Source organism: Flavobacterium erciyesense, from assembly GCF_018069925.1.
Taxonomy (GTDB): Bacteria; Bacteroidota; Bacteroidia; order Flavobacteriales; family Flavobacteriaceae; genus Flavobacterium; species Flavobacterium erciyesense.
In genome coordinates, this window is the sequence record NZ_JAGPXB010000001.1 from 159,828 (window position 1) to 182,817 (window position 22,990).

17 protein-coding genes are annotated in these 22,990 nt (G+C 35.7%); all 17 read right to left on the reverse strand.

The window, feature by feature from the left end; all coding sequences use genetic code 11:
* Positions 1-241 precede the first annotated feature (241 nt).
* Positions 242-784 carry a DUF420 domain-containing protein gene (locus tag KBJ98_RS00755; protein ID WP_210787869.1) on the reverse strand — a complete coding sequence of 181 codons (543 nt, stop codon included), beginning with the start codon at positions 782-784 and terminating at the stop codon, positions 242-244.
* A gap of 1 nt (position 785) precedes the next feature.
* Entirely contained in the window at positions 786-1,472 is a 687-nt protein-coding gene (locus tag KBJ98_RS00760; RefSeq protein WP_210787870.1) for an SCO family protein, read from the reverse strand.
* 12 nt (positions 1,473-1,484) lie between these two features.
* The gene (locus KBJ98_RS00765) at positions 1,485-2,126 is read right to left on the reverse strand and encodes a hypothetical protein (RefSeq protein ID WP_210787871.1); all 642 of its coding nucleotides are present in this window, start codon (positions 2,124-2,126) and stop codon (positions 1,485-1,487) included.
* 78 nt (positions 2,127-2,204) lie between these two features.
* Positions 2,205-2,555 carry a cytochrome C oxidase subunit IV family protein gene (locus KBJ98_RS00770; RefSeq protein WP_210787872.1) on the reverse strand — a complete coding sequence of 117 codons (351 nt, stop codon included), beginning with the start codon at positions 2,553-2,555 and terminating at the stop codon, positions 2,205-2,207.
* A gap of 18 nt (positions 2,556-2,573) precedes the next feature.
* Positions 2,574-3,551 carry a cytochrome c oxidase subunit 3 gene (locus KBJ98_RS00775; RefSeq protein WP_210787873.1) on the reverse strand — a complete coding sequence of 326 codons (978 nt, stop codon included), beginning with the start codon at positions 3,549-3,551 and terminating at the stop codon, positions 2,574-2,576.
* Between the two features lie 42 nt (positions 3,552-3,593).
* Positions 3,594-4,181, reverse strand: coding sequence for a cytochrome c oxidase subunit 3 (locus KBJ98_RS00780; protein ID WP_210787874.1), 588 nt, complete (start codon positions 4,179-4,181; stop codon positions 3,594-3,596).
* 2 nt (positions 4,182-4,183) lie between these two features.
* On the reverse strand, positions 4,184-5,086 hold the full coding sequence (cyoE, locus tag KBJ98_RS00785; RefSeq protein WP_210787875.1) for a heme o synthase: 903 nt from the start codon (positions 5,084-5,086) through the stop codon (positions 4,184-4,186).
* 105 nt (positions 5,087-5,191) lie between these two features.
* Entirely contained in the window at positions 5,192-7,315 is a 2,124-nt protein-coding gene (locus tag KBJ98_RS00790; RefSeq protein WP_210787876.1) for a gliding motility protein RemB, read from the reverse strand.
* Between the two features lie 19 nt (positions 7,316-7,334).
* On the reverse strand, positions 7,335-8,078 hold the full coding sequence (gene deoC / locus KBJ98_RS00795) for a deoxyribose-phosphate aldolase (RefSeq protein WP_210787877.1): 744 nt from the start codon (positions 8,076-8,078) through the stop codon (positions 7,335-7,337).
* A gap of 175 nt (positions 8,079-8,253) precedes the next feature.
* Positions 8,254-8,637 (reverse strand): VanZ family protein, encoded by a 384-nt coding sequence (locus KBJ98_RS00800; protein WP_210787878.1) that lies wholly within the window; start codon positions 8,635-8,637, stop codon positions 8,254-8,256.
* Positions 8,630-9,010, reverse strand: coding sequence for a glycine cleavage system protein GcvH (gene gcvH, locus KBJ98_RS00805; protein WP_210787879.1), 381 nt, complete (start codon positions 9,008-9,010; stop codon positions 8,630-8,632). The genes KBJ98_RS00800 and gcvH overlap by 8 nt, the downstream gene beginning before the upstream one ends.
* A gap of 93 nt (positions 9,011-9,103) precedes the next feature.
* On the reverse strand, positions 9,104-16,249 hold the full coding sequence (sov, locus tag KBJ98_RS00810; RefSeq protein WP_210787880.1) for a T9SS outer membrane translocon Sov/SprA: 7,146 nt from the start codon (positions 16,247-16,249) through the stop codon (positions 9,104-9,106).
* 24 nt (positions 16,250-16,273) lie between these two features.
* Positions 16,274-16,855, reverse strand: coding sequence for a Holliday junction branch migration protein RuvA (gene ruvA / locus KBJ98_RS00815; protein WP_166133092.1), 582 nt, complete (start codon positions 16,853-16,855; stop codon positions 16,274-16,276).
* Between the two features lie 87 nt (positions 16,856-16,942).
* Positions 16,943-19,240, reverse strand: a complete 2,298-nt coding sequence (locus KBJ98_RS00820; RefSeq protein WP_210787881.1) for an NADP-dependent malic enzyme — start codon at positions 19,238-19,240, stop codon at positions 16,943-16,945.
* A gap of 157 nt (positions 19,241-19,397) precedes the next feature.
* Positions 19,398-19,823, reverse strand: coding sequence for a CBS domain-containing protein (locus KBJ98_RS00825; RefSeq protein ID WP_210787882.1), 426 nt, complete (start codon positions 19,821-19,823; stop codon positions 19,398-19,400).
* Positions 19,824-19,887: 64 nt separating this feature from the next.
* Positions 19,888-21,756: a trehalase family glycosidase gene (locus KBJ98_RS00830; RefSeq protein ID WP_210787883.1), complete on the reverse strand. Its 1,869-nt coding sequence runs from the start codon at positions 21,754-21,756 to the stop codon at positions 19,888-19,890.
* Positions 21,753-22,967, reverse strand: a complete 1,215-nt coding sequence (locus KBJ98_RS00835) for an MFS transporter (protein WP_210787884.1) — start codon at positions 22,965-22,967, stop codon at positions 21,753-21,755. The genes KBJ98_RS00830 and KBJ98_RS00835 overlap by 4 nt, the downstream gene beginning before the upstream one ends.
* Between the last annotated feature and the right edge of the window lie 23 nt (positions 22,968-22,990).

Sequence of the window (22,990 nt, forward strand, 5' to 3'; positions counted from 1 at the left end):
TTTCATTTTGTAAATCATAAATCCAATCACAGCAACTAACAAATAAGGTATTATCATTAAATAAACAATACCGTCGTTAACGGCTGCTGCTTGAGTAGTATTATCATCACTAGTTAATGCGGCTCTACACATTGCGCATTGAGCAGAAACAATATTAGACGACAAAAAGAGTAGAAATGCTATTAATAGTGTACTAGAGCGCCACCCTTTTACAGCTACGCTATTTTCTGCTTTTTGAGAATTAATGTGCATAATAAGGAGAGATCATTAAATAAACAATTACGCCTGTAACCGCTACATACAACCAAATAGGAAAAGTTATTTTCGCAATTTTTTTGTGCGCATCAAATCTTTGAGATAACGCACGTACATAAGTAATCAATACCATTGGGATTATAGCAATAGATAAAACAATATGCGTAATTAGGATAAAGAAATAAATTGCTTTAATTACCCCTTCGCCTCTGAATTTAGTTGAATCTGCTGTCATATGGTAAGCAACATACATCACCAAAAAAGCTAAAGATAATGCGATAGCTGCCGTCATCAAACTTTGGTGCAATTTTCTATTTCCGTTTTTTATAGCCATAACAGCAGCAACAAGCAAGATAGCCGTTAAACCATTAGTTGTAGCGTAAATAGGTGGCAAGAAAGACAAAGGCTCCACATTATACCCAAAATCTTTCAATTTAACGCCAAATAAAATTGCTACCACTACAGGAATAACAATTGACACTATGATAATCCACTTATTGTATTTTTGTTCTAAAGTTCTATTTTCCATTTTACTCTTTTAATAAAATATTTATATCCTGCTGAATGTTTCTTACTCCCATTTTATCAAGTCCATCGTAATACAATATGGGATTACCGAACTCATCATTTCTGCAACGGATATTTCCGTTTTTATCAATTAAAGCAAAAAGACCAGAATGCTCAAAACCGCCTGCTACTTTGTTATTCTGACCAGCATATAAATTAAATCCTTTGTTGGCTAAGTTGAAAATATAGTCTTTTTTACCCGTTAAAAAATGCCAATTTGAAGAGCGAACACCAAGTAATTTAGAATGATCTTTTAAAACTTCAGCAGTATCATGATCGGGATCAATAGTGATCGATGATATACCAAAGTTAGGATTTCCAAAAAACTTTTTTTCAATGAGCAACATACTCTCATTCATCTTTGGGCAAATAGTAGGACAACTCACAAAAAAGAATTCTAAAACATAGACCTTCCCTTTATACGTGTCATTGTTTATCTTTTTATTATCTTGATTCGTTAATTCAAATCGAGGTGCCGGCCCTATTTTAATCAACTTATCATCATCAGCAGTAACAGGATTTACACGATCTAAACGATCACCTTGAACCACCTTATCAGTTTTAATACGCTGTACAATTTTCGGAATAGCATAAATCCCAAAAATCAAAACAATAAATGAAATACCTATGTACGATTTATTTTTAAACATAAAAGAAGAATTTTAAATTTTGCGTGACGCATTGTTATTCTTTTTCAAAGCTGCTCTGTATTCATACAAAATGACTTTAAAATCATCTAACATTTCATTACTCAATTCAGCTGGATGAAATGTATTGTAACCTTCCATCTCATCTTTTACCAATTTACGACCACGTAAATTTCGTTTTTTGTCAACGATATATACTTTTGGTGTGCCAAATTTATCATCAAGTTTTTCAACTAAGTTTAACTGAGCATAATATTTAGAAATCTCTTCTGGAGTAGCAAAAACAAAACGCCATTGTGCCACATCAGTAAATGCACCCAGCGCAGTAATCACCTTTTTAGCATCTTGCTCTGTTCCTTTCGGACACAAAACAACAAACTGAACATCTTTGAATTCATGATAACGTTGGTAGATCTTCTGATTTAAATTAAAAAGATTTCCTCTGTTTTTTAACAATTCAAAACCTGAGAAACCTAAAATAGTTACTTTACCAGTTAGCGTAATAGGTTTACCATCTAAAGTCTCCCATTTTCCAAAATCAGCAGTATTTGGAGTTATTGTCGGCAATTTCGTGTATCCGTTTACACCCGAAGCGAAAAACAAATAAGCTACAATAGGAAGGATAAAAAGAACAAAAAGAACTATATTTTTTTTCATTGAATGAGATACTTTTATTAGAGTACAAAAATAAAAAAAGGTACGCAATGCGTACCCTTTTCATGAATTAATATCTTGTTAAAAATTCCATTTAATTGTTGAATTTTTAAAAACCTCATAAATATAATCGCCTTCTGTTAAAAGAATAAAAAGAAGGTATAATACTAAAAAGATAACTGGATAAACTACTGATGCTCTCAAAGAACTTTTTTCGCCTTCCATGTGCATAAATGCCCAAACAATATAATACGCTTTGTACAAAGTAAGAGCGTAAAAAATCCAGTTTAGCAAGTTCATACCCATTAAACTGTTCATGTAAAGAGACTCGGGCTTCAAAATACCCAAGATAACTTCAAAAATGGTTACTGCGGACAAGATTCCGAAAACTTTCCAGATTCTACCAGTATTTGATACGTGATCGTGTGACATGATAATTAATTTTTGAAATTAAACTAGATAGAAAACTGTAAATACGAAAACCCAAACTAAATCGACAAAGTGCCAATATAATCCAACTTTTTCTACCATTTCATAACTTTTTCTTTTCTCGTAAGTTCCTAATAACACATTAAAGAAGATGATGATGTTAATAATCACTCCAGAGAAAACGTGGAAACCGTGGAAACCTGTAATAAAGAAAAAGAAGTCAGCAAACAATTTACTTCCGTACTCGTTTCTTATCAAGTTAGCACCTTCCACAACATATTGTGCATCAGCTAATCTAGCCTCTGACTCTTTTCTCGAAAGAACTGTCTTTTGTTTTTTCTCATTCAATACCTCAGTACGAATTAAGACATCTGGATGCGATTTGAAACCAGCTTGAACTTCAGCAACTGAATAAGAAGGTAAAGTAGGCTCATCCATGAACCACTTAGCTTTGTTACGAGTTAGTTGTTCTCTCTCTTCAGGAAGAGTAGCCGCAAATTCTGCTAAAGCAACTCTTTTACCGTCTTTATCCACAAACTGCAGTAAACTACCACCTTTAGTTTCAACAGCGCCATATTCTCCTTTGATGAAGTTTTTCCACTCCCAAGCTTGAGAACCTACGAAAATTAAACCACCAATAATTGTTAAGAACATGTACAAAACTACTTTGTCTTTTTTCATTTGATGACCTGCATCAACAGCCAATACCATTGTTACAGACGAGAAAATCAAAATAAACGTCATCAACGCCACATAATACATAGGCGCTGAAACTCCGTGTAAGAACGGAAAGTGTGTAAACACCTCATCAGCCACTGGCCAAGTTTCAATAAATTTAAATCTAGAAAAACCGTAAGCCGCTAGAAATCCAGAGAACGTTAAGGCATCTGATACGATAAAAAACCACATCATTAATTTACCATAACTTGCTCCCATTGGCTCATTGCCGCCTCCCCAAGTTTTTTCTTCACTATTTGCAGTAGTAACTGTCGCTTCCATAAAAGTTATTCGTTAAAAAGTTCCCAAATTTACGTTTTTTTCTTATTTAAAGAAATATAAAAACAAAAACAAATAAACCCACAATAAGTCTAAAAAGTGCCAATACATTGCACCGAGTTCTATACCAAGGGTTTGAGATGAATTGTATTTTTGTTTAAAATGATTATAAATTATAATTAACAGCGAAATCACACCACCAGCAAGGTGTAACAAGTGTACAACAGTTACAACATACAAAAATGTTGTTGTAATTGAACTTCCGCTACCAGTGAAATAATAGCCACTTTGTACGATTTGATCAAAGCCTTCGAATTGTAAAAATACAAATAAAAGCCCCAATGCTAAGGTTCCCCAAAGAAAACCTGTTGTAGCACTTTGATTGTTTCGTTGAATTGCTTTTTTAGCCAAATGAAAGGTAACACTACAAGCAATAATTACAACTGTACTGTAATAAAACGCACTCGGTAATTCAAAATCTTTCAACCAATCTGCTCTTGATTTACTCACTACAAACGCACTAGTAAGTCCAGCAAACATCATGGTCATACTCACCATAGCAAACAATAAGATCAGTTTGTACGATCTATTGCTACGTGCTTTTTGCTCCTCTGCGGTCATTGTCATATTCATATCTATCTTAAAAATTTATCAATAATATATACTAATTGCAACAAAGTAATATAAGAAACACTTACCAACATTAAGGTTCGTGCTGCTTTTGCTGTACGCTCTTTATACAATTTTACAGCATAGAACAACATCCATAATCCTAATAAAAAGACAATCACTGCTGTGACAGGCGTAATATACAAACGGCCAGTATAACCAAAAACAGGTAATAATGAGGCCAAAATTAGCCAAACGGTATACAATATTACTTGTAGAGCAGTTCCCTTATCTTTTTTACCTGTAGGCAACATAAAAAATCCTGCCTTTTCGTAATCTTCATACAAGAACCAACCTATAGCCCAAAAATGTGGGAACTGCCAGAAAAATTGAATCAAAAATAAAGTCCCTGCTTCGATACCAAATTCACCAGTAGCAGCAACCCAACCTAACATGAACGGAATTGCACCTGGAAAAGCACCAACAAAAACTGATAAAGAGGTCATTGTTTTTAGAGGCGTATACACACTGGTGTACAAAAAGATCGAAATCGCACCAAACATGGCGGTTTTTTCGTTGATGGTATACAACAAAACTAAACCAATCACAGTTAGTAAACTAGCAATTATCAATGCTGAAGTAACAGTCATTCTACCTGCCGGAACCGGACGATCTTTTGTCCTATCCATCAAAGCATCAAGATCTTTTTCTATAACTTGATTAAATGCATTAGAAGCACCTACCATACAGTAGCCACCAATAGCCAACTTTAACAAAACCATCCAACTAAGTGAATTCCAATCGTAAATACCCAATATAAAACCAGCTATTGACGAAAAAACCACACTTACAGCTAGACGAGCTTTAGTGATTTCTCTGAAATCGATATAAACAGATTTTAATGAAAGTGTACTGGATGTTGCGCTCAAAGCTAGTAATATTTTGTTTCTAAAAACTTTTGCAAAAGTAGACTAACAAAAGGGATTTGACAAAAAACAATTCACAAAAAAGTATAAAAATCAATACGGTAGCGATTAATAATCAAAATACCAATTGAAAATATCCGCTCTAACCCCCATACTAAACCAAGTTGTATTTTGTTTGAAGGTGGTAACAGTATCAACATCAGGATTAAAACTTCGATAAATCAAACTACCAAATAGCTTTAAATTAGTTGAGGGATTAATTAAATAGCCCGCTTGAAGGTCAGCGATAAAAACTGTTGTTTTGTTTCCTTGACCAACTTTTACACCAGAATCAAAAGGTCTTTGATTGTCGTAATTTTTATAAATATTTCCTCCGTAATTAAAAGAGTCAGATGGTGTATTAAAATCAAATCCACGAGTACCTAAAATAACTTTTGCATCAGCAAACAGCCTACCTTGATGGTAACGAGCAATTCCGATTAGCTCCCTAAAATTACCGCCCCATTGATGACCCAAACTTTGATTGTTGTGACCATAATTTGTAATCACAGCACTATGCGAATACACATAAGGCCTTACGTGATTATACTCAACTTGAGCTAATAAATTTTTAACCCCAAAAGCATTATAATATTTGGCTCCTATTTGGTAGCCATACTTATTTTTCCAGCTATTATTCCCTTCTTTCACATCGCCAAGCGAGAATTCATCTAAGATAAACTGCCCATAAAAATTAATGGCATTGTTCCATTTGTATTTAAAAGTAAGCCCTAAAATCGCGTTTCCGCTTCGCGCAGATGAAGTAAACTCAACAGAACGATAGAAAATTATTGGGTTTACAAAGTTCACATCAAACCCACGATCGTTAGTATTGGTCCATACTACCGATTCGAAAAAACCTAAATTCAGACGGTTGGAGACATTCCAACTTAAATAATGATTGGCCATGAATTTTGTTGCGTAAGTCCTCTCAGTAGTCACCTCAGGTCGCACGTCTTTCAACCACATATAGGTATTGGTATATTTTATTTTCCAGAAATTAGTATTTAATTTAAAATAAGGATAAGGACTAGCGCCGTCACTTTCTAACAAAGATCTATATCCATCACCGATAAAATTTCTGCTATAGCCCAACTGCATGTCTAGGTATTTACTTGGCGTAAAAGTCAAATTAGCATCTGCCGAAGGGAAGTCAAAAGCATCAGTCTTGAATTCTTTAGCAATTCCTATTCCCGGAATGATTGCTGGATTTCCACCGTCAGGACGAATAGAAATAGCGTAATTGTTGTAATAATCAGCAAAACGACCTTGGCTTTCAAAAACCGTAGTGGTGAAATGAAGATTTTTTCCCAAACCTCCTCTAAAATTGATTCCTCGTGTATTGGTGTAAGTATAGGATGACTTGTTATCTGAAGCGCTACCAACTTGCAAATCTAGTATCGGATTCAACGTAAACCAGTAATCTTCGCCTTTTATCTCTACTAAATTTTCGTTCCACAATTTCTTTGCCCACCAACTTTTTGTATTCTTTTGCAAAGATTGATTTACCGATTTAAAATCATAATATTTAGCTACTTGGGCATAGGTAAATGGCTTAGAGGCAGTGTGATTATTACTACCCATTTGGTTCATCGCTGCATCAAACTGCGCGTAATAACTATGAGAAAAGGGAATATTAAGATTGCTTTCAAATTCAGGGCTATCGAATTTTTTATAGACAATACTATCCAATTCAGTAAGCACAACATCTTTTTTTACCACATTAGCTAACACAGCTCTCGTACTTGCTACTGTTTCAGTTCTAGATTGAAGTGGAATCGGAATTGTCATTGTAAACCTCGAATAAGTAGGCTTACCATTGTAAGTAGCAGGCGAGACTTTTGGCATAGACGAAAACACGCGCTTGGTTTCTTGTAATAACTGCTCATTAGCAGCATCAGTATAAATAACTTTGAAAACACCATCAGAATTCACTTCAAACAACACTTTTACATTACCATTAAAATTGTTTTGAATTAAGTCTTGTGGAATCACAAAATTAGCATTCACAAAATCTTGCACTTGATCGTAAAAACATTTTTTTAATTGTTCACCCTGTAAATTTTGACAATTAATAAAAACAGGAAAGCGGTCTGCAGTTGCATCTTCTTGTGGATTTACGCGGCTAGATTCTTGTGCCGAAGCAAAGAAAATAGTACCCAAAAGAGCTATTACTACTAAAATTTTATTCATGCGGGTGGTATTTATATCTTTAATATTCATCTTTAGTTCTTTGACCTGAGGCAATTTCTTTAGCTCCCGAAGTCCCTATACGCTTCACCCCAAGGTCAATCATAGCTACCGCTTCTTGATAAGTCCTTACGCCACCTGCCGCTTTAACAGGCAAAGGTGCTGCATTTTCTAGCATCATTTTTATGGTATCCACAGTTGCTCCATTTGGCAAATTATCTTGTGTTTTGAAAAAACCTGTTGACGATTTAACAAAAACACTTGCCAATTGTTCTTGATTAAAATGTTTTACAACTACATTTTTAATCAAACTACAAATCTGAATAATCTCTTTGTCTGTGAGTTCCGCTACTTCAATAATCCATTTGACAACTTTGTGATGCGTTAAACCCAATTGTGTACCAAGGAGTATTTCATGTTTTAGAAGATCTACTTGTCCATTTTTAAACTCTTGGTAATTGCATACAAAATCTAAATCATCAGCACCTGCAGCAATAGCCTCTTTGGCTTCATCTAATTTTTCGTCAATGCTTGCTTTACCCTCTGGGAAATCAATTACAGTTCCTATTTTTATTTGAGAGTCTTGGTCTGCTCGCATGCGGTATGCCAATGAAACTTTTTCTGGACGAATCATAACGAGCTTGAATTGCTCATCGATTGCTTCTTGAATACAGTTTACTATCAAAAGATCATTTTGCTCTTCGGATACACCTGCTTGCAAAGCAGTTTTTAAATAGGTGCTGTCTAAATAATTCTTGATGTCCATTTATTTTGGTTTTTTGGAAGCAGTGCTTAGTTCTACAAAAATACATTTTATCTTTACATAAGGTTAGCGTCGAGCTGTAATAATCAATGCAAAGGATAAAAAAACAATGAATTTTATTTACTTAAAAAATAGCACAAAACAAAAAATCCCGCCGAAGCGGGATTTCAATTCGTAACTAGTACTTATGTTTTAATTTGATACGTTCATACATCGAAAATACTCCTATGGAAAGTAATGCTCCTGTAGTATTTGCCAATACATCCAATACATCGGCATGCCTTGTTGCTGTGCAAGTCTCTTGAATTAACTCAATCACTATTCCAAACAAAATAGCACTTACAAAAGAATATCTTTTCAAAGCCTTCTTTGACCAATGAGCTTTGACTTCTTTCAGATATAATTGCAGCAAAAATGTAAGTACAAAATAAAAGAATGCATGAACAACTTTATCCAAATGCGATACTGTTCCTAATGGAACACTATTAAACTGGACTAAGCAAAACACAGATATAATTACAGCCCAAATTATTGTGCTGAAAAGATAAATGTTTTTAAGCACCAATTAATGCTTTGTAATCTGCATCCGAAAGCAAAGTAGCTACTTCGTCAAGGTTTGCAATTTTCACTTTAATCATCCAACCTGCACCGTAAGGATCTGAATTTACACTTTCTGGAGTACTCTCAAGCGCATCGTTAAATTCGATAATCTCACCTGCTATAGGTAAAAATAAATCCGATACCGTTTTTACCGCCTCAACAGTTCCAAAAACTTCGTCTTTTTCAAGTGTTTGATCTAAAGTTTCTACCTCAACGTATACAATATCTCCTAATTCTTTTTGTGCAAAATCAGTGATTCCTACTGTTGCGATATCGCCTTCGATACTAATCCACTCGTGATCTTTTGTATACTTTAAATTTGCTGGTATGTTCATCTACTTTGTAATTGATAAATAGTTATTAGTAATTGATTTTTTATGAGACAAATGTAACAATCTTCTACAGAAATTTTGCTCAGATTTCAAAAATTAATTTCCAAAATTATATCGGAGTGTAAATCCAGATCTAATGTTTGTCAATGGAAATGCAGTTGAAATTACCGCTTTAGAAAACGAGTGATCGTAATAGAAAATAGCTGTTAGGTTTTTACTAAATGCATAATCCGCTTTAAGCTTGATTGTCCAAATATTTTGCCCTCCTGCTAATTGATTGTTGTCGTAATCCAAGTAGCGCACCAATGTTTCATTGTTTCTATAAGTTACATCGGCGGTTAAATTGATATCGCTTTTGATGATTCCTGTTGGATTATCAGCTAAGCGTGATGAGAATATTACATCTTTAAAACGATATCCAAGCCCTACTACATACTCTACACCTTTAACTTCAGTCAATAAATTGTTGTCAAAACTCATTGACAAAGCGCGATCTTTTTTAATTTCAGTTAGAATTTTTAACGAACTTTTCAACTCAAAATCCATACGAACTAACGGATTAAACTGCTCCACCAAGTTGATATTAGACATGATGGTTTTGTTATAAAAGTTACCGCTAGCATCCACACCGGCAGGATCCTTATCAAACTCAAAATTAGAACGGAAAGCATTAATTGTATACGATGCGCGGTAATTGTGTTGCAATGAAAAACGTTTAAAAGCTTTCTTGAATGTTTCGTAGCGCATCAATCCGTTGTACTTAATAGCCCAGTTTGGTATTGGAAAACTTCTAAAAATCCCCAAAGAAACATCAGTCGCATTGCCACCACTATAAGCTGCCAAGAATGCCGGCAATAACACTGCTTGATTATTTTTACCAAACCCTCTAGGAAACCCTTCTGAATCAATATTAATTGGATTATTAATATCGATGCCTCGCTCCGTAGCCAAACGATTCGCGACTGTTAACCTATTGGCTCTAAAATCATCAAACGCACTAGAATTATTTTGATCGCTAGTTGCAAAAGAAGTTTTTATTAATACTGTAGAAATTGAGAAAATTCCTGTATTGTATGGAGATCTTGCATTATATATTCCATTAGAAACATCATATTGCTCCGAGAAATTATCCGAATAAGACCTGTCTAATGTTAAATCAATTTTAAAATCTGGAAACAAATCAACATTGGCTGTAGCCTTTAAAACCTTATTAGTAACTTGGCTATAATTTTGATTAAAATCTTGGTATGTGGTTAACCAACCATTCTTAGCTGCCTCAAAACGAACATCATCTTGGCTTCCAAAAATAAACCCAAGTGATGGTCTAGACGAACCCAAAAACCCAACTCCTGGTGTGTACCCTGGTAAAACAGTTCCGCTATTGTGCGTATAATTTACTTGAATATTTTTCACACTGGTTAAAATCCCTAGTAAACCATCTACAAATGGACTCTTTTTATCGGCAACATTTGGAGCTGTATTAACTATTTTTTCTCCAGGTTTAGGAATAGCAGTTTTAGGTTTAGCAACTGGTTTTTTGACTGTTTCAGATAAACCCAAATACTTATAAAGCGTCTCCATATTGAACGTTCCGTTGATATTATGAGAGGCTGCATTTTGAATCGTGTTTCCTAAATTGAAATCCTGTCCGTCAATACTAATTTGTGACAATGCATTTGAGGTACGCTGCCAACTGTAATCACCAGTATAAGTATAATTCGCTTTTACAAAACCAAAAAGTGGTATTTTGTTAATTGGTATTTCATAATTTAAAACCAACTGTTGCAAGTGCTGATTAGGATCACCCATATCCCAATAACTATCCCAGATCGTGAAACTGTCAATAGGTTCGTTATTTTCATTAAGATAATTTTTGACAATATTACTTGACGATGCGGTGTAGTTTAGTTTTAATGCCTTAGTCAAATTATAATTAAAACCGTATTGATAATTGAAAGCAAAATTTCGTCGGTACAATGGGTCTAGACCGATACCCTCTACTTCTACTTGTCTAAATTGTTGACGGTTGTATTGCCTGTTTATATTAGTATTAAAGTTTATTGTAGAAGGCAAGTAATTGAAATTGAAATCACTCAACATTTTCCAATAATTGCTTTTTTGCATCATTTTATTTTTCTTGAAAGGCTCAACAGGTTTTGATTTGAACGCATAAGAATAATCAATGGATGAATTAGCCTGCTGATCAACATACTCTTCTATTTCAAAATCATGACGCTCTACTTCATTATACGATTGCGAAAAAGTAAAATTTTCGATATCATATACATGTTGTTTTTGCTCAGCTTGACGCTCTTTTCGAACTCCAATAAAATTGATACTAGTACGTTTGGTATAATCAATTGCACGGTTGCGAATGTTATCTTTTTTGTTTTGTTCTGGCGTTTCGGCAATCAGTTGTTTTAATCTGATATCTTGGTTAAAAGGATCGTATTCTGGCGTAATAGTTTCTTCGCCAACCGCATAATTAAATGGTAAATTCACTCCCCATTTTTGCGGAAGCAATTTACCCATATTTACATTAGTAACGATATTGTACTGCTGCACATCTTCACGACTACGTTCGTTAGGTCCTTGCTCTAAAGTACCAAAGCCAATTGTACTTTTTCGTCCGCTAGCCGAAACAGTTGCAAAATCAGCAAAATTAGTATCTATATTAAGGACCGCTGCCATACCGCCTTTGTTATCCATATCAGCCAGACGCAATTCATTAAACCAAACTTCGCCTTGAATATCGTTTCGTAAATCATTGTTTTTAACCCCTACCATTAAGGTGCGTACTAAACCAAAATTTGGATTCCCTTTAATACCAATTCGCAAATTAGCGCTACCATCACCATCAGGTTTTGAAGGATCTAAGTCAGGATAATAAACCCCATCAAGTGGTAAAGTTGTAGGATCAATACTCATGGCCAGAATTTTCAACTTAGTCAATAAATCTAGTGGTAAGTCGATTTCATTTTCTGTAGGCCAAACAGCCTCTGCATTTAAAGGTGTACAATCAGAATTAGATACCCCATTTGGAAGTGTAACTTTTAAAGGGATCTCTACTTGATAAAAGTTCTGATTAAAATCATTTCCAAAACGAATGAAACCACTCATTTGGCCATCTTGCAAACTGATCTCACCCGGTAAAGACTCAGCGTGTAAAAACATTTTAAGTTTATTAAACTGACGCATGTCAATACTTACGTTTTTAAAAACCGCTCTTGAATCTTGTGGCTCTAATCCATTCCCCGAAACTCTTAATGCCAGCGATTGTTCGTTTTGATTGATTATGGTATTGTTATTAAACAATTGCTCCCTTTGCACTCCCGGTGGAACTACATAATTAATTGGGCATCTCTCGTTATTTTCTTGGACATTTACCGCCAAAACGTCTAAAATGGTATTATCGTCAGCAAGATTGGTATCATTAAAATCAAGTGTATTAGTGTACCTTCTCCATTCTCCTCGAACTAAATCTAGCGCTCCAAAACGAACGGTAACTTCTTCATTAAAACCCGTCATGAACATTCTCATAAAACGTATTGATCTAAAATCAGAAATACTTCCAATTGTATTTTCTGGCTGCGAAACCGGAATTTTAAACTGTATCCATCGCGCCACGGTTGTAGATCCGTTTGGTAAGGTTTCTTGCGTGTTACGAATATCTGTAATGTAATTTTGACCAATCTGCATGCCCGGTTGTACATCTATACTGTACTCATAATAGGCATTTATGGTATTCATTGTATTGTCTCGATTAATATCTTCAACATCAGGAGCTGCTGTAGCACCACGGTTAGCATCGTTGATATCTACGGCAGAGTTGCCATCAGTACCGTTGTATTGTTTGTAGCGATCAATAATGCCACCGTTAGCATTCAAATAAAAACGATAATCATCAGCAGCAGGATCAAGCTCAGAGGCAAAACTGGTGTACACTTGGGCTTCTAAATCATTTGAGAGACCGTCTAAACCAATATCTTGAATCCTTCTATTGGCTGTATTGGTATCAAAAGCATAAATTAAAGATTGTGATGCTGGTACGTCTCCCCAAATTGGTCTCGGGTTTACTAAAAGTTGATCAGTACCTAAACCGTTCTCATATTGCTTACGACCGTCCTTTAGAATATCCTCAGAAATTTCACCTAAGTTAAAATAAATTTTTCCTGAATTTGACTGTGGTGTAGGACCATTACCAACGTACGGATCTAAAATCCAAAACTGAATGTACTCTACATTTCCTTGTTCAAAATTGGTTGAATTCAATGAGCGCATAATTCCCCCAAAGTTGTCACTTGGATTAGTAGCAAAATTTGAATCATTGTTGTACGGTCCGCGCTCTGTTGGGAAATAAGTTAAATCTAAAGTATTTATAACTTGTGTTTGCCCTTGAGCGATATCAGTAAGAGGGTACAATTCTCTACTAAAAATTCGACGGGTTTTATTAAAGGATAAATCATCATCTGAAATACCTGCGGGTTTTTGAGTGTAAAAAATTGGGTCAATAGCATACCAAGCCAACTTTGCTCGCTTGAAACCATATCTTAAATCGGTAGCGTTTCCGCCAAAATCATAACGACTTGCTGTATTACGCTCAGGCACCGAAGCCAAACTCCAAGCAAAAGGAGATCTTAAATCAATGGTAGATTGGGAGCCTTCAAAATCATCTACGTAAATGGTAGATTCGCCTTCAAATTGATCAGCCTTTGGAGTGTCTGGTCTTAAGAAAGCAACTTCACCTCTGATAGATAAATTTGAAGGAACATCAGTATCAATATTAGGTAGTTTGTTTACTAATCGTGTAAAGAAAGGCACCTCAGTAGAAAAATTGGTGTTAAAACCGAAGATGGTATTGTTTACTGACTCCTGACCAAAACTTGATTTTTGTGTAAAAGGACGCTCTGACATTTTTAAGAAAGTACCACCTACTACAAAATTCTCCGAAATTTTGTGCTCCACATTAAAGCCCATAAAACGTCTGGTTTGCTGACCAAATATAGAATTGTTTTCTAATGAAATTTCTATTGGCGTATTTGAGGCTTGCAAAGACGGATCTAAAATTTGTACTCTACCAAATTGATAATTCACACTATAATCTACACCTTCAACCAATACTCGTCCAGCGGCGGTCACCACTACTGATCCTTGAGGAACGTTTAAAGCACCAATAGGAATTCCGTCGTTTCCATTAGATTTGTATTTACCACGCAATAAAAATTTGTTCTTATCACTGTCTTGCAAAGCGCCCGCTTGCGTACTACGATACATGCTTCTAAAAACATATTTACGCTGGTTTTCATTATAAGTTGTAGGATTGCTGTAGTTTTCACCACTATTCGGATTGGATAATTTTTTGAAAAGTAATTCTCCAAAAGGCTCTTTGGTACTAAACATGATACGCCCATTTTGTGCATCGATCGTTAGCCCTGGTAAAAAGTCAAAAAATCCATCTCCGCCTGCTTGAGGATCGTTGTTGTAATTTAACTTATCTAAGTTAAAAACTTTTAATAATGGCGTTTCGGCTACTCTATTTTCAGCTGTTGGATTTGCGGGAAATGGAGTTCCATTCGCTTCTGTAATATAATTTAATGGTGACGGATCTGTGTATAAAATGTTGAATCTAAAATCTTCTTGCGTAAGTTGATACCCTCCTTGAATTTGATAAATATTTTTCATCATCAAGTTCCACACTGGGTTGGTTACGTTTGTCAAGTTGCTTTTCAGCATTTTCAATATCAAACTTTGCGAAATAATGGCTTGTGTTGAAGGCGTATTCCCTGTAACTACAGTAGCATCTACCCCATCATTCCCAAACTCCCCAACTTGGTACACTTGATCACCAATAGTATACTGATAGGCTACTGCTAAAACCTCATCATTAGCCAAACGTTGTTGCAAAGAGATAAAACCTAATTGCGGGTTAAAGGTATATTCGTTTGGATTTAATTTTCGAGCATTTTCAAGTTTGGAGTAGTCTTGTCCTTCGTTTACAGTGGTATTAAAACCAGAATTGGCTGTAGCAATTTCACGAATATTTGGATTTAACAAACCCGTTCCAGCATTAATCTGTGCAGGATCATAATCATTGTTCGTGTTGTCAGCAGGTGTATCTACAGGATTATTAAAGATTCCTGTTGATGGATTTAAAACTACAACTTCAGTATCCGGCGTGTCAGAAAGCTGCCCTTCTCCTAAATCCTGCAGCGCAATAATATTACGTAAGTTATTATTAGTAGTAGTTACTCTATTTTGCCTGTTGGTCACCCAAACTTCTATTCTCGAAATTTGTACCCTACTGTCAATAAATGGATAATTTGCTAAAGCTTTATCGTATCTATTTCTGAAATATTGCGATAAAAAGAAATGCCTGTCACTGTCATAATCTAAGGCAAACATTTCAAAATCTTCAATCGTACCACCGCCTTGTGCTACTAAACTTTTTGTTTGTGATTTTTGCTCAGAAAACACACCCGTTACCGTTGTTTTACCAAATTGCAACTGAGTTTTTACCCCGAATAAACTTTGTGCACCACGAATTAAGGAACTGTTAAGTGGCATACTCACGTTACCAACTTCTATTTTTTGAATAATGTCGTCTTCGGTTGGAGCGTAATCGAGTTTAATTAAATTTTGAAAAGCAAAAGTAGATTGCGTATCGTAATTGGCATTTACATTCAATCGGGTTCCTACTTTACCCATTAAACTCATGCTGATACGTTGATCAAAATCAAAAGATAAATTAGATCTGTTTCGAGGCGAAAATGAAGGGTTGTCTTGTTTGGTGTACCGTATTCCTAAATCCATTTCGATTGAACCAGTAGGTCTAACATCAATAGTATTGCTACCAAAAATAGATTCAAATAAGCCTGATTTAACGTAGTAGCGAGGCAAAAGATCTTTTTTAGCCAAGTCGCTACCTTCTTTTTTACCATCAATAGCATCAACTTTTTTCTTAAAATAATCCCGCATTGATTCCTTAAGAACCAATTTTTCGTATTCTTTTGGTGTTAAAAAAATAGGATAATTTATAGACAAACCGTCTAAAGAACTCGTATAAACATAACGATCTGTAACAGGATCATAGGTGTAAGCAGAACGAATACTTGGTGGGTTTTTTAATTGAATTTTTCCAACAGAAAACCCAGTTTTAACTGTATCCTGAGCCACTTGTTCTACTTGAGAATGGACTGAAAATCCACAAAATAAAACAAGTAAAAAAGTACAAATTTTATGCATATATCGCTGGTTTCTTGACTACTATTATAGGTTTTTTAAAGCTTGTTTGATGATGGATTCCACTGAGGCTTCGGGATCATCCTTAACAATTTTTTCGATGACTTTCTCAGCACTTTTACGCACAAATCCCAACACCTCCAAAGCTGATAACGCCTCATCACGATTTGTATTGCTTTGCGACATTGAAACTTCGTCTAAATCAAACAATTTGAGCACTTTTTCTTTTAAATCAAGGATTACGCGCTGGGCTGTTTTGCTACCAATACCTTTAATAGATTGAATGGTTCCCACATCGCCAGAAGCGATAGCATTAGTAATTTGTTTGGGATTTAATGAGGAAAGCATCGTGCGTGCAATACCAGCACCAATTCCGGAAACTGATAATAAAAGTCTGAAAATTTCGCGCTCTGATTTTTCCATAAAACCAAAAAGCGTATGCGCATCTTCCTTAATTTGCAAATGCGTATACAGCTTAATTAAATCATTGGTTGGCAGTAAAGAATAAGTGTGCAATGAAATATTAACATGGTAGCCCACGCCGCCACAGTCGATAATTACGTGTGTTGCCGACTTTTCGACTAGTTTTCCTTGTAAATGTGCTATCATGACGGTTTAAAATTGTGTCAAATATAAAAAAATTAGCATCTGTTTGAACCGAAAACGGCACTTTAACAGATGCTAATTATTTGGTGCTTATTTAATTGAATTGGATTTGCTTTTTTTCATCTCCTTTTCTTGTGCATCAATAACTGCAATTGCAGCCATATTAACCATTTCTTCTACACTTGCACCCAGCTGGAAAATGTGAACTGGTTTGCCCATTCCTAGCATGATTGGCCCTATAGAATCAGACTTATTCAATTCTTTCAACAATTTATAAGTGATGTTAGCTGCATCTAAGTTCGGGAAAATTAAAGTATTTACTTTTTTTCCTGCTAATTTAGAAAACGGAAATTTAGCTGAAAGCATCTCTGCATTAAGCGCAAAATCTACTTGAATTTCACCATCAACAATCATGTCTGGATGATTTTTATGAAGATAAGCTACCGCTTCGCGCACTTTTGCTGCACTATCACTTGGTGACGATCCAAAATTAGAGAACGAAACCATAGCAATTACTGGCTCTACACCAAACATCTTAGCTGTTTTAGCCGTCATTACAGCAATTTTCGCCAAATCATCAGCCGAAGGATTGATGTTAATTGCCGTATCGGCCAAGAACATTGGTCCACGTGCGGTCATCATCATATTTGTAGTTGCAATGATTGAAGCGCCAGGCGCTTTATCAATTAATTGCATCATTGGTTTTACAACTGACGGGTAACTTCTTGAATGTCCGGTAACCAAAGCATCAGCTTCGCCTTCATTCACCATCATTGCTGCAAAATAGTTGCGCTCACGCATTAATTTTTGAGCATCAAGTAACGAAATACCTCGTCTTTGTCTTGAAGACCAATACGTATTTGCAAACTGATATCTACGTTCTTTTTCTTCGTTGATTTTTGGATCAATGATTTCAACATCAGCATCAAAGCCAATTTCTTCTTTCAACTCTAAAATAATTTCTTTATTTCCTAAAAGAATTGGAAAACCAATACCTTCTTCGTGCACAATTTGAGCTGCTTTTAATACATCCAAATGGTCTGCTTCTGCAAATACAATTCGTTTTGGATCCATTTTAGCGCGGTTGGTAATCAAACGCACCATTTTATTATCATTACCCAAACGATCATTTAATTCGTCTTCGTACTTTTTCCAATCTGTAATCGGATTAAGTGCTACGCCTGATTCCATAGCAGCTTTGGCTACAGCCGGTGCTACAATCGAGATCAAACGCGGATCAAATGGTTTTGGAATAATATAATCGCGACCAAAAACTAATTTTGTAGCGCCATAAGCCACATTTACTTGCTCTGGAACCGACTCTTTTGCCAAAAGCGCTAAAGCTTTTACGGCAGCCATTTTCATCGCTTCGTTAATTTTTGTAGCACGCACGTCTAAAGCTCCTCTAAAAATGTAAGGAAACCCAAGAACGTTATTTACTTGATTAGGGAAATCAGATCTTCCTGTGGCCATAATTACATCTTTGCGGGTAGCGATGGCAACATTATAATCAATTTCAGGATCTGGATTGGCCATTGCAAAAACAATTGGATTGTCTGCCATGGTCAACAACATTTCAGGCGACATTAAACCTCCTGTTGATAAACCCAAGAAAATATCTGACCCTACCAAAGCCTCTGCCAATGACATCGACGGAATATCTTTTGCGTATTTCAATTGCAATTCAGATAAACTTGGATTGTCTTTGGTTAGTAAACCTTTACTATTGAACATTAAAATATTTTCGACTTTTACGCCTAAAAGAACGTACAAATCAGCACAGGCCAATGCAGCTGAACCCGCACCTGACACAACCATTTTCACATCCTCAGCATTTTTACCAGCTAATTCCAAAGCGTTTAACAAAGCCGCAGATGAAATGATAGCGGTACCGTGTTGGTCATCGTGCATTACCGGAATATTCAATTCCTCAACCAAACGACGTTCAATTTCAAACGACTCTGGAGCTTTAATATCCTCAAGGTTGATACCTCCAAAAGTTGGTGCAATGTTTTTTACAGTTTGGATAAACTCTTCGATATCTTTTGTCCCAATTTCAATGTCGAAAACATCGATATCAGCAAAAATTTTAAACAGCAAACCTTTTCCTTCCATTACAGGTTTTGATGCTTCAGGACCAATATCCCCAAGCCCTAAAACCGCAGTACCATTGGTAATTACTGCAACAAGATTTCCTTTTGCTGTGTATTTATAAACGTTATTGATGTCTTTTGCAATCTCTAAACAAGGCTCTGCTACACCTGGAGAATAGGCCAACGATAGGTCTCTTTGTGTTGCATATTTCTTTGTAGGAACTACTTGAATTTTTCCAGGCGTTGGTTTCGCGTGGTATAATAATGCTTCTTTTCTTCTACTATTTTTGTCCATTTTTTTTAGATTTTATTCTAGCCTACAAAGATAGAAGACTTGGTTTAAAAAGTCAGCTTTTATCCTATTCTTTTCTAAAAATGCGTGATTAACAAGTCTTAAAAATAAAAAAAGCCTCTGATTACAGAAGCTAATTTTGATGATTTTGCAAAAGATCCTATTGTGATATGTAGGTATTCAAATGATTGATGGTGTCTTTTTGGATTTCGATGATGGCTTTTACCACATCACTAATGGATATCAGTCCTATGACAATTTGATTTTCTATAACAGGCAAATGTCGAATGCGTTTGCTGCTCATTAACTCCATGCAATAGTCTAAATTATCTGAAGGTTGTACCGTAATAACCGTGGTTTCCATAATTTCACTCACCATGGTTTTTTTAGATGACTTGTCTTTTAGAACAATTTTTCGAGCATAATCGCGCTCTGAAAGGATTCCTTTTAAAACGGCATCTTCAATTATGAGAATAGCACCGATGTTTTTTTCACTCATCACGGTGAGCGCTTCATAAACCGTATTAGTCGATAGGATGGAAATTACCTCTTTCCCTTTGCTGCTTAAAATTTGATCAACTGTCATAACTTATTCATTTAGTGAATTATAAAGTTATGAAAAAAAATAGAATGCAATTGCAAAATACGATTTATTTAAAAAGTAAATCTGGCGAAATAAGCTTACTTAAATCCGTACGCATGGCTGGAGTTAAAATTTGTAAACCGTATTGATACGATGCATTAACCCATCCAAAACCTTCTTTAGCGATGTAATTAAATTCGGTTCCTACATTACCATATTCAGCAAAAACCTTATGAGAACTAATTTCTAAATCGAATTTTTCAGGAATAGTACCGTTGTAATCGACGGCATTTTTGGTAATCAACCAAAGCCAACGATACACCATTTCTTTGGCTTTTTCGCGGTAACCGTAACGTAATAATCCTTCCCAAAGCAACATTTGATGCGGGGCCCAGCCAAAAGGATAATCCCATTGTCGTTGTGGAGCATTTGCCGAAAGGTTCGCGCTACTTGCTTTTGTACTTCCTGAAATTCCGCCCGTTTGTAAAAACTGCGGGAGCGCTACCTCTACCAATTGCTTGGCTTGCTCCTGAGTGCACAAACCTGCCCATAGCGGAAAAAATGTAGTAGCTGACTCAAACGGGAATTGCTTATGATTGACAAAATCGTAATCAAAAAACATTCCTGCCGTCTCGTTCCAGCAAAGCTCATACATTTTTTCTTTTCGAAAATGTGCTTTCTGTTCCCAATCGTCTGTGGTATAAACAGACGAGGCAGTTTCAAAAACACCTTCAAAATGAGTAGCAATCAAGTGGGCAATATCTTTTTCGTATTTGTATAAAAAACTATTGATGTCAACCGAATTCAAGTTGACGCAAGTATTGATAAACCTAGTTGTAGTATCATGCCCGCTCTCTCTCATACTTCGGTCATGTACAAAGTACTCATCCAAATCTTTATCAACCAAAGTACGTTCTAAATATTTTTGTTCGAATTCGCGAATTGGCAAGCCGTATTTTTTAGCATAAGGTTCTAAAATATCGTCAAAATGACCCGGCTCTACCTCAAAAGGCATTCCAACACCATCGGCTTTATATCGGTTTAGACCTGTAGGTGTAAGCCGATTTCCTTGCACCATCCATACCGAATCGTACTCTAAAATCACCGTTTCAAGATGAGAGCGCAACCACTCTTTGGGAACGGAGCGTTTTTTTGTAATGTCGAGCAGCAATGAAGAATACAAAGGAGGTTGCGTGCGTGTTAGGTAATAACTTCGGTTAGCATTTAGTATTTTACCATAATGTTTTATCTGGTACTGAAAATTATCGGCGATTGCAATTGCCTTCTCAAAATGATTGTCAATGAGTAACCCTACACCAATAAAATAACTATCCCAACCGTACATTTCGTTAAAGCGACCACCAGGAACTACGAAAGGAACGCCTTGTAAACTGTATATTTTCTGCTGTAAAGCAAGCGCCAAAATACCCGGACTTTTATCTAAAGTTGCAACATGCTCGACTGAATATCCTTCGGGCAAAACCGTTACTTGAAAATTAGAAAACTTAGTTTCTAAATCTTTAAAATAAGCTACGCCTTGAGGATCAGTCGCTGCCACATAGAGCGTTGCTAAAGCACTAGAAGTTTTTTCATCTTCTAGAATTTGAGCTAATCCTTTTTTATCAATAGTTCGGGTTAATTCATTCCAATAATCGTCACGAATTTTTCTTGAAATACGTTCTACCGGATCCTCTTGAATTCGATTCAGATCTACTTCTCCTAGAACGGACTTTACATTTTTTAGCTCCGCTAACTCTTGCAGTAAATTGGACAAATGATAAGTACCCTCAATGGCTACTTCATTTTTCGTAATTTCATCAACCAATACAAATCGTTTTGGACCGGTATCGTCTTTGGTGATTTTTTTATCCTTATCGGTATCTTCTTGTTCTAATAAAGCACTAAATACCTGATCAACATTCAATAAGATTTTCATGACCTAACCGTTAATTTTTTTAAAATGAAAAATGAAATCAAAAGCAAAGCCATTGGAATCAATGTGTAATAAAACGCATTTTCTGGTCCTTGATTTTTAAATAAATATCCAATCACTCTGGAGCCTAAGGTGCCGCCAAGTGCTGAAAAAACAACAATTAAACCCGTCATGGAGCTGTGTAAACTTTTTGGCAAAGCACTCAAAACAACCGAATTTAATAACGGATAAATAGGCGCGATAAATAATCCTACAAGTGGAAATGCAAAACCAATTAATGGGATATCGCCTAAACTTGTCACTTGATTTACCTGCAAACCAACAGCTTTGGGTAAAACAAAAATTACAATCAGCATGGCGCAAACAATGCAAGAACTTAGTACCCAAATCCAATTTATTTTTTGAGTTAAAAAACCTGCCAATAAACGACCAACCGCTAACGAAATCGCTAGAATACTAGCCATCATAATACTAATATTTTCTGGCAAATGAAGTACTTTGTTATTAAAGGTTGGCAACCACGACATGATTCCCTGCTCAATCATGACAAACAAAAAGGCACTAATTACAAAAACAATGGTCAATAGTTTGGTTAACAATTGGAACATTTGTTTAAAATCATCGGCAAGATTGACACCCGCTATTTCTTTTGGATTTTCAAACTTGGCGAGAAACAAAAAAACAAACGAGAGTAGCGCACTACCAGCCAATAACCAATACACATTAAGCCATGCATCAGGATTGGTTGTAGAATTAAAGGCTGGAAACAGAAAGTAAGCCAAGGCAATACCAATCATGAAAACACCTTCAATACTACTCATCAAGCTGTTGTGTTCTTTTTGATTATCTGTAATTGTACCAATTAAGGAATAGACCGAAACTTTGATCAATGCAAAAGAAACGCCCACTGTGGCAAATAAAATTTTTGCTGCAGCAAATGAATTTCCAAAATACATTCCAATACACGCCAGTGTCACCAAGGCCAGACCAATAAGCATGGCTTTTTTATAACCTATTCTAGGTAAAAAAGAAGCAATAAAAAACGAAACAATTGCAATTGGCAAGTCCTTGAAAGCCTCCAAAACGCTAGCCTGCACCTCATCAACACCATAATTGGATTGCGCTTTTAAAATCACGATACCCACGCTGTTGAGCAAGATGGCAAACACAAAATAATTGAGATACATGGCTAACTTGATTGTACTTTTTTTCATAATCTTAACTCGTATATTTTTTT

Bases quoted from the DNA above. Each gene is read 5' to 3' on its own strand.
- KBJ98_RS00780 (WP_210787874.1), bottom strand. From the start codon at position 4,181: ATGAATATGACAATGACCGCAGAGGAGCAAAAAGCACGTAGCAATAGA.
- KBJ98_RS00825 (WP_210787882.1), bottom strand. From the start codon at position 19,823: ATGACAGTTGATCAAATTTTAAGCAGCAAAGGGAAAGAGGTAATTTCC.
- sov (WP_210787880.1), bottom strand. From the start codon at position 16,249: ATGCATAAAATTTGTACTTTTTTACTTGTTTTATTTTGTGGATTTTCA.
- gcvH (WP_210787879.1), bottom strand. From the start codon at position 9,010: ATGAACATACCAGCAAATTTAAAGTATACAAAAGATCACGAGTGGATT.
- KBJ98_RS00820 (WP_210787881.1), bottom strand. From the start codon at position 19,240: ATGGACAAAAATAGTAGAAGAAAAGAAGCATTATTATACCACGCGAAA.
- KBJ98_RS00775 (WP_210787873.1), bottom strand. From the start codon at position 3,551: ATGGAAGCGACAGTTACTACTGCAAATAGTGAAGAAAAAACTTGGGGA.
- KBJ98_RS00770 (WP_210787872.1), bottom strand. From the start codon at position 2,555: ATGTCACACGATCACGTATCAAATACTGGTAGAATCTGGAAAGTTTTC.
- KBJ98_RS00790 (WP_210787876.1), bottom strand. From the start codon at position 7,315: ATGAATAAAATTTTAGTAGTAATAGCTCTTTTGGGTACTATTTTCTTT.
- KBJ98_RS00755 (WP_210787869.1), bottom strand. From the start codon at position 784: ATGGAAAATAGAACTTTAGAACAAAAATACAATAAGTGGATTATCATA.
- ruvA (WP_166133092.1), bottom strand. From the start codon at position 16,855: ATGATAGCACATTTACAAGGAAAACTAGTCGAAAAGTCGGCAACACAC.
- deoC (WP_210787877.1), bottom strand. From the start codon at position 8,078: ATGGACATCAAGAATTATTTAGACAGCACCTATTTAAAAACTGCTTTG.
- KBJ98_RS00835 (WP_210787884.1), bottom strand. From the start codon at position 22,967: ATGAAAAAAAGTACAATCAAGTTAGCCATGTATCTCAATTATTTTGTG.
- KBJ98_RS00830 (WP_210787883.1), bottom strand. From the start codon at position 21,756: ATGAAAATCTTATTGAATGTTGATCAGGTATTTAGTGCTTTATTAGAA.
- KBJ98_RS00765 (WP_210787871.1), bottom strand. From the start codon at position 2,126: ATGAAAAAAAATATAGTTCTTTTTGTTCTTTTTATCCTTCCTATTGTA.
- KBJ98_RS00760 (WP_210787870.1), bottom strand. From the start codon at position 1,472: ATGTTTAAAAATAAATCGTACATAGGTATTTCATTTATTGTTTTGATT.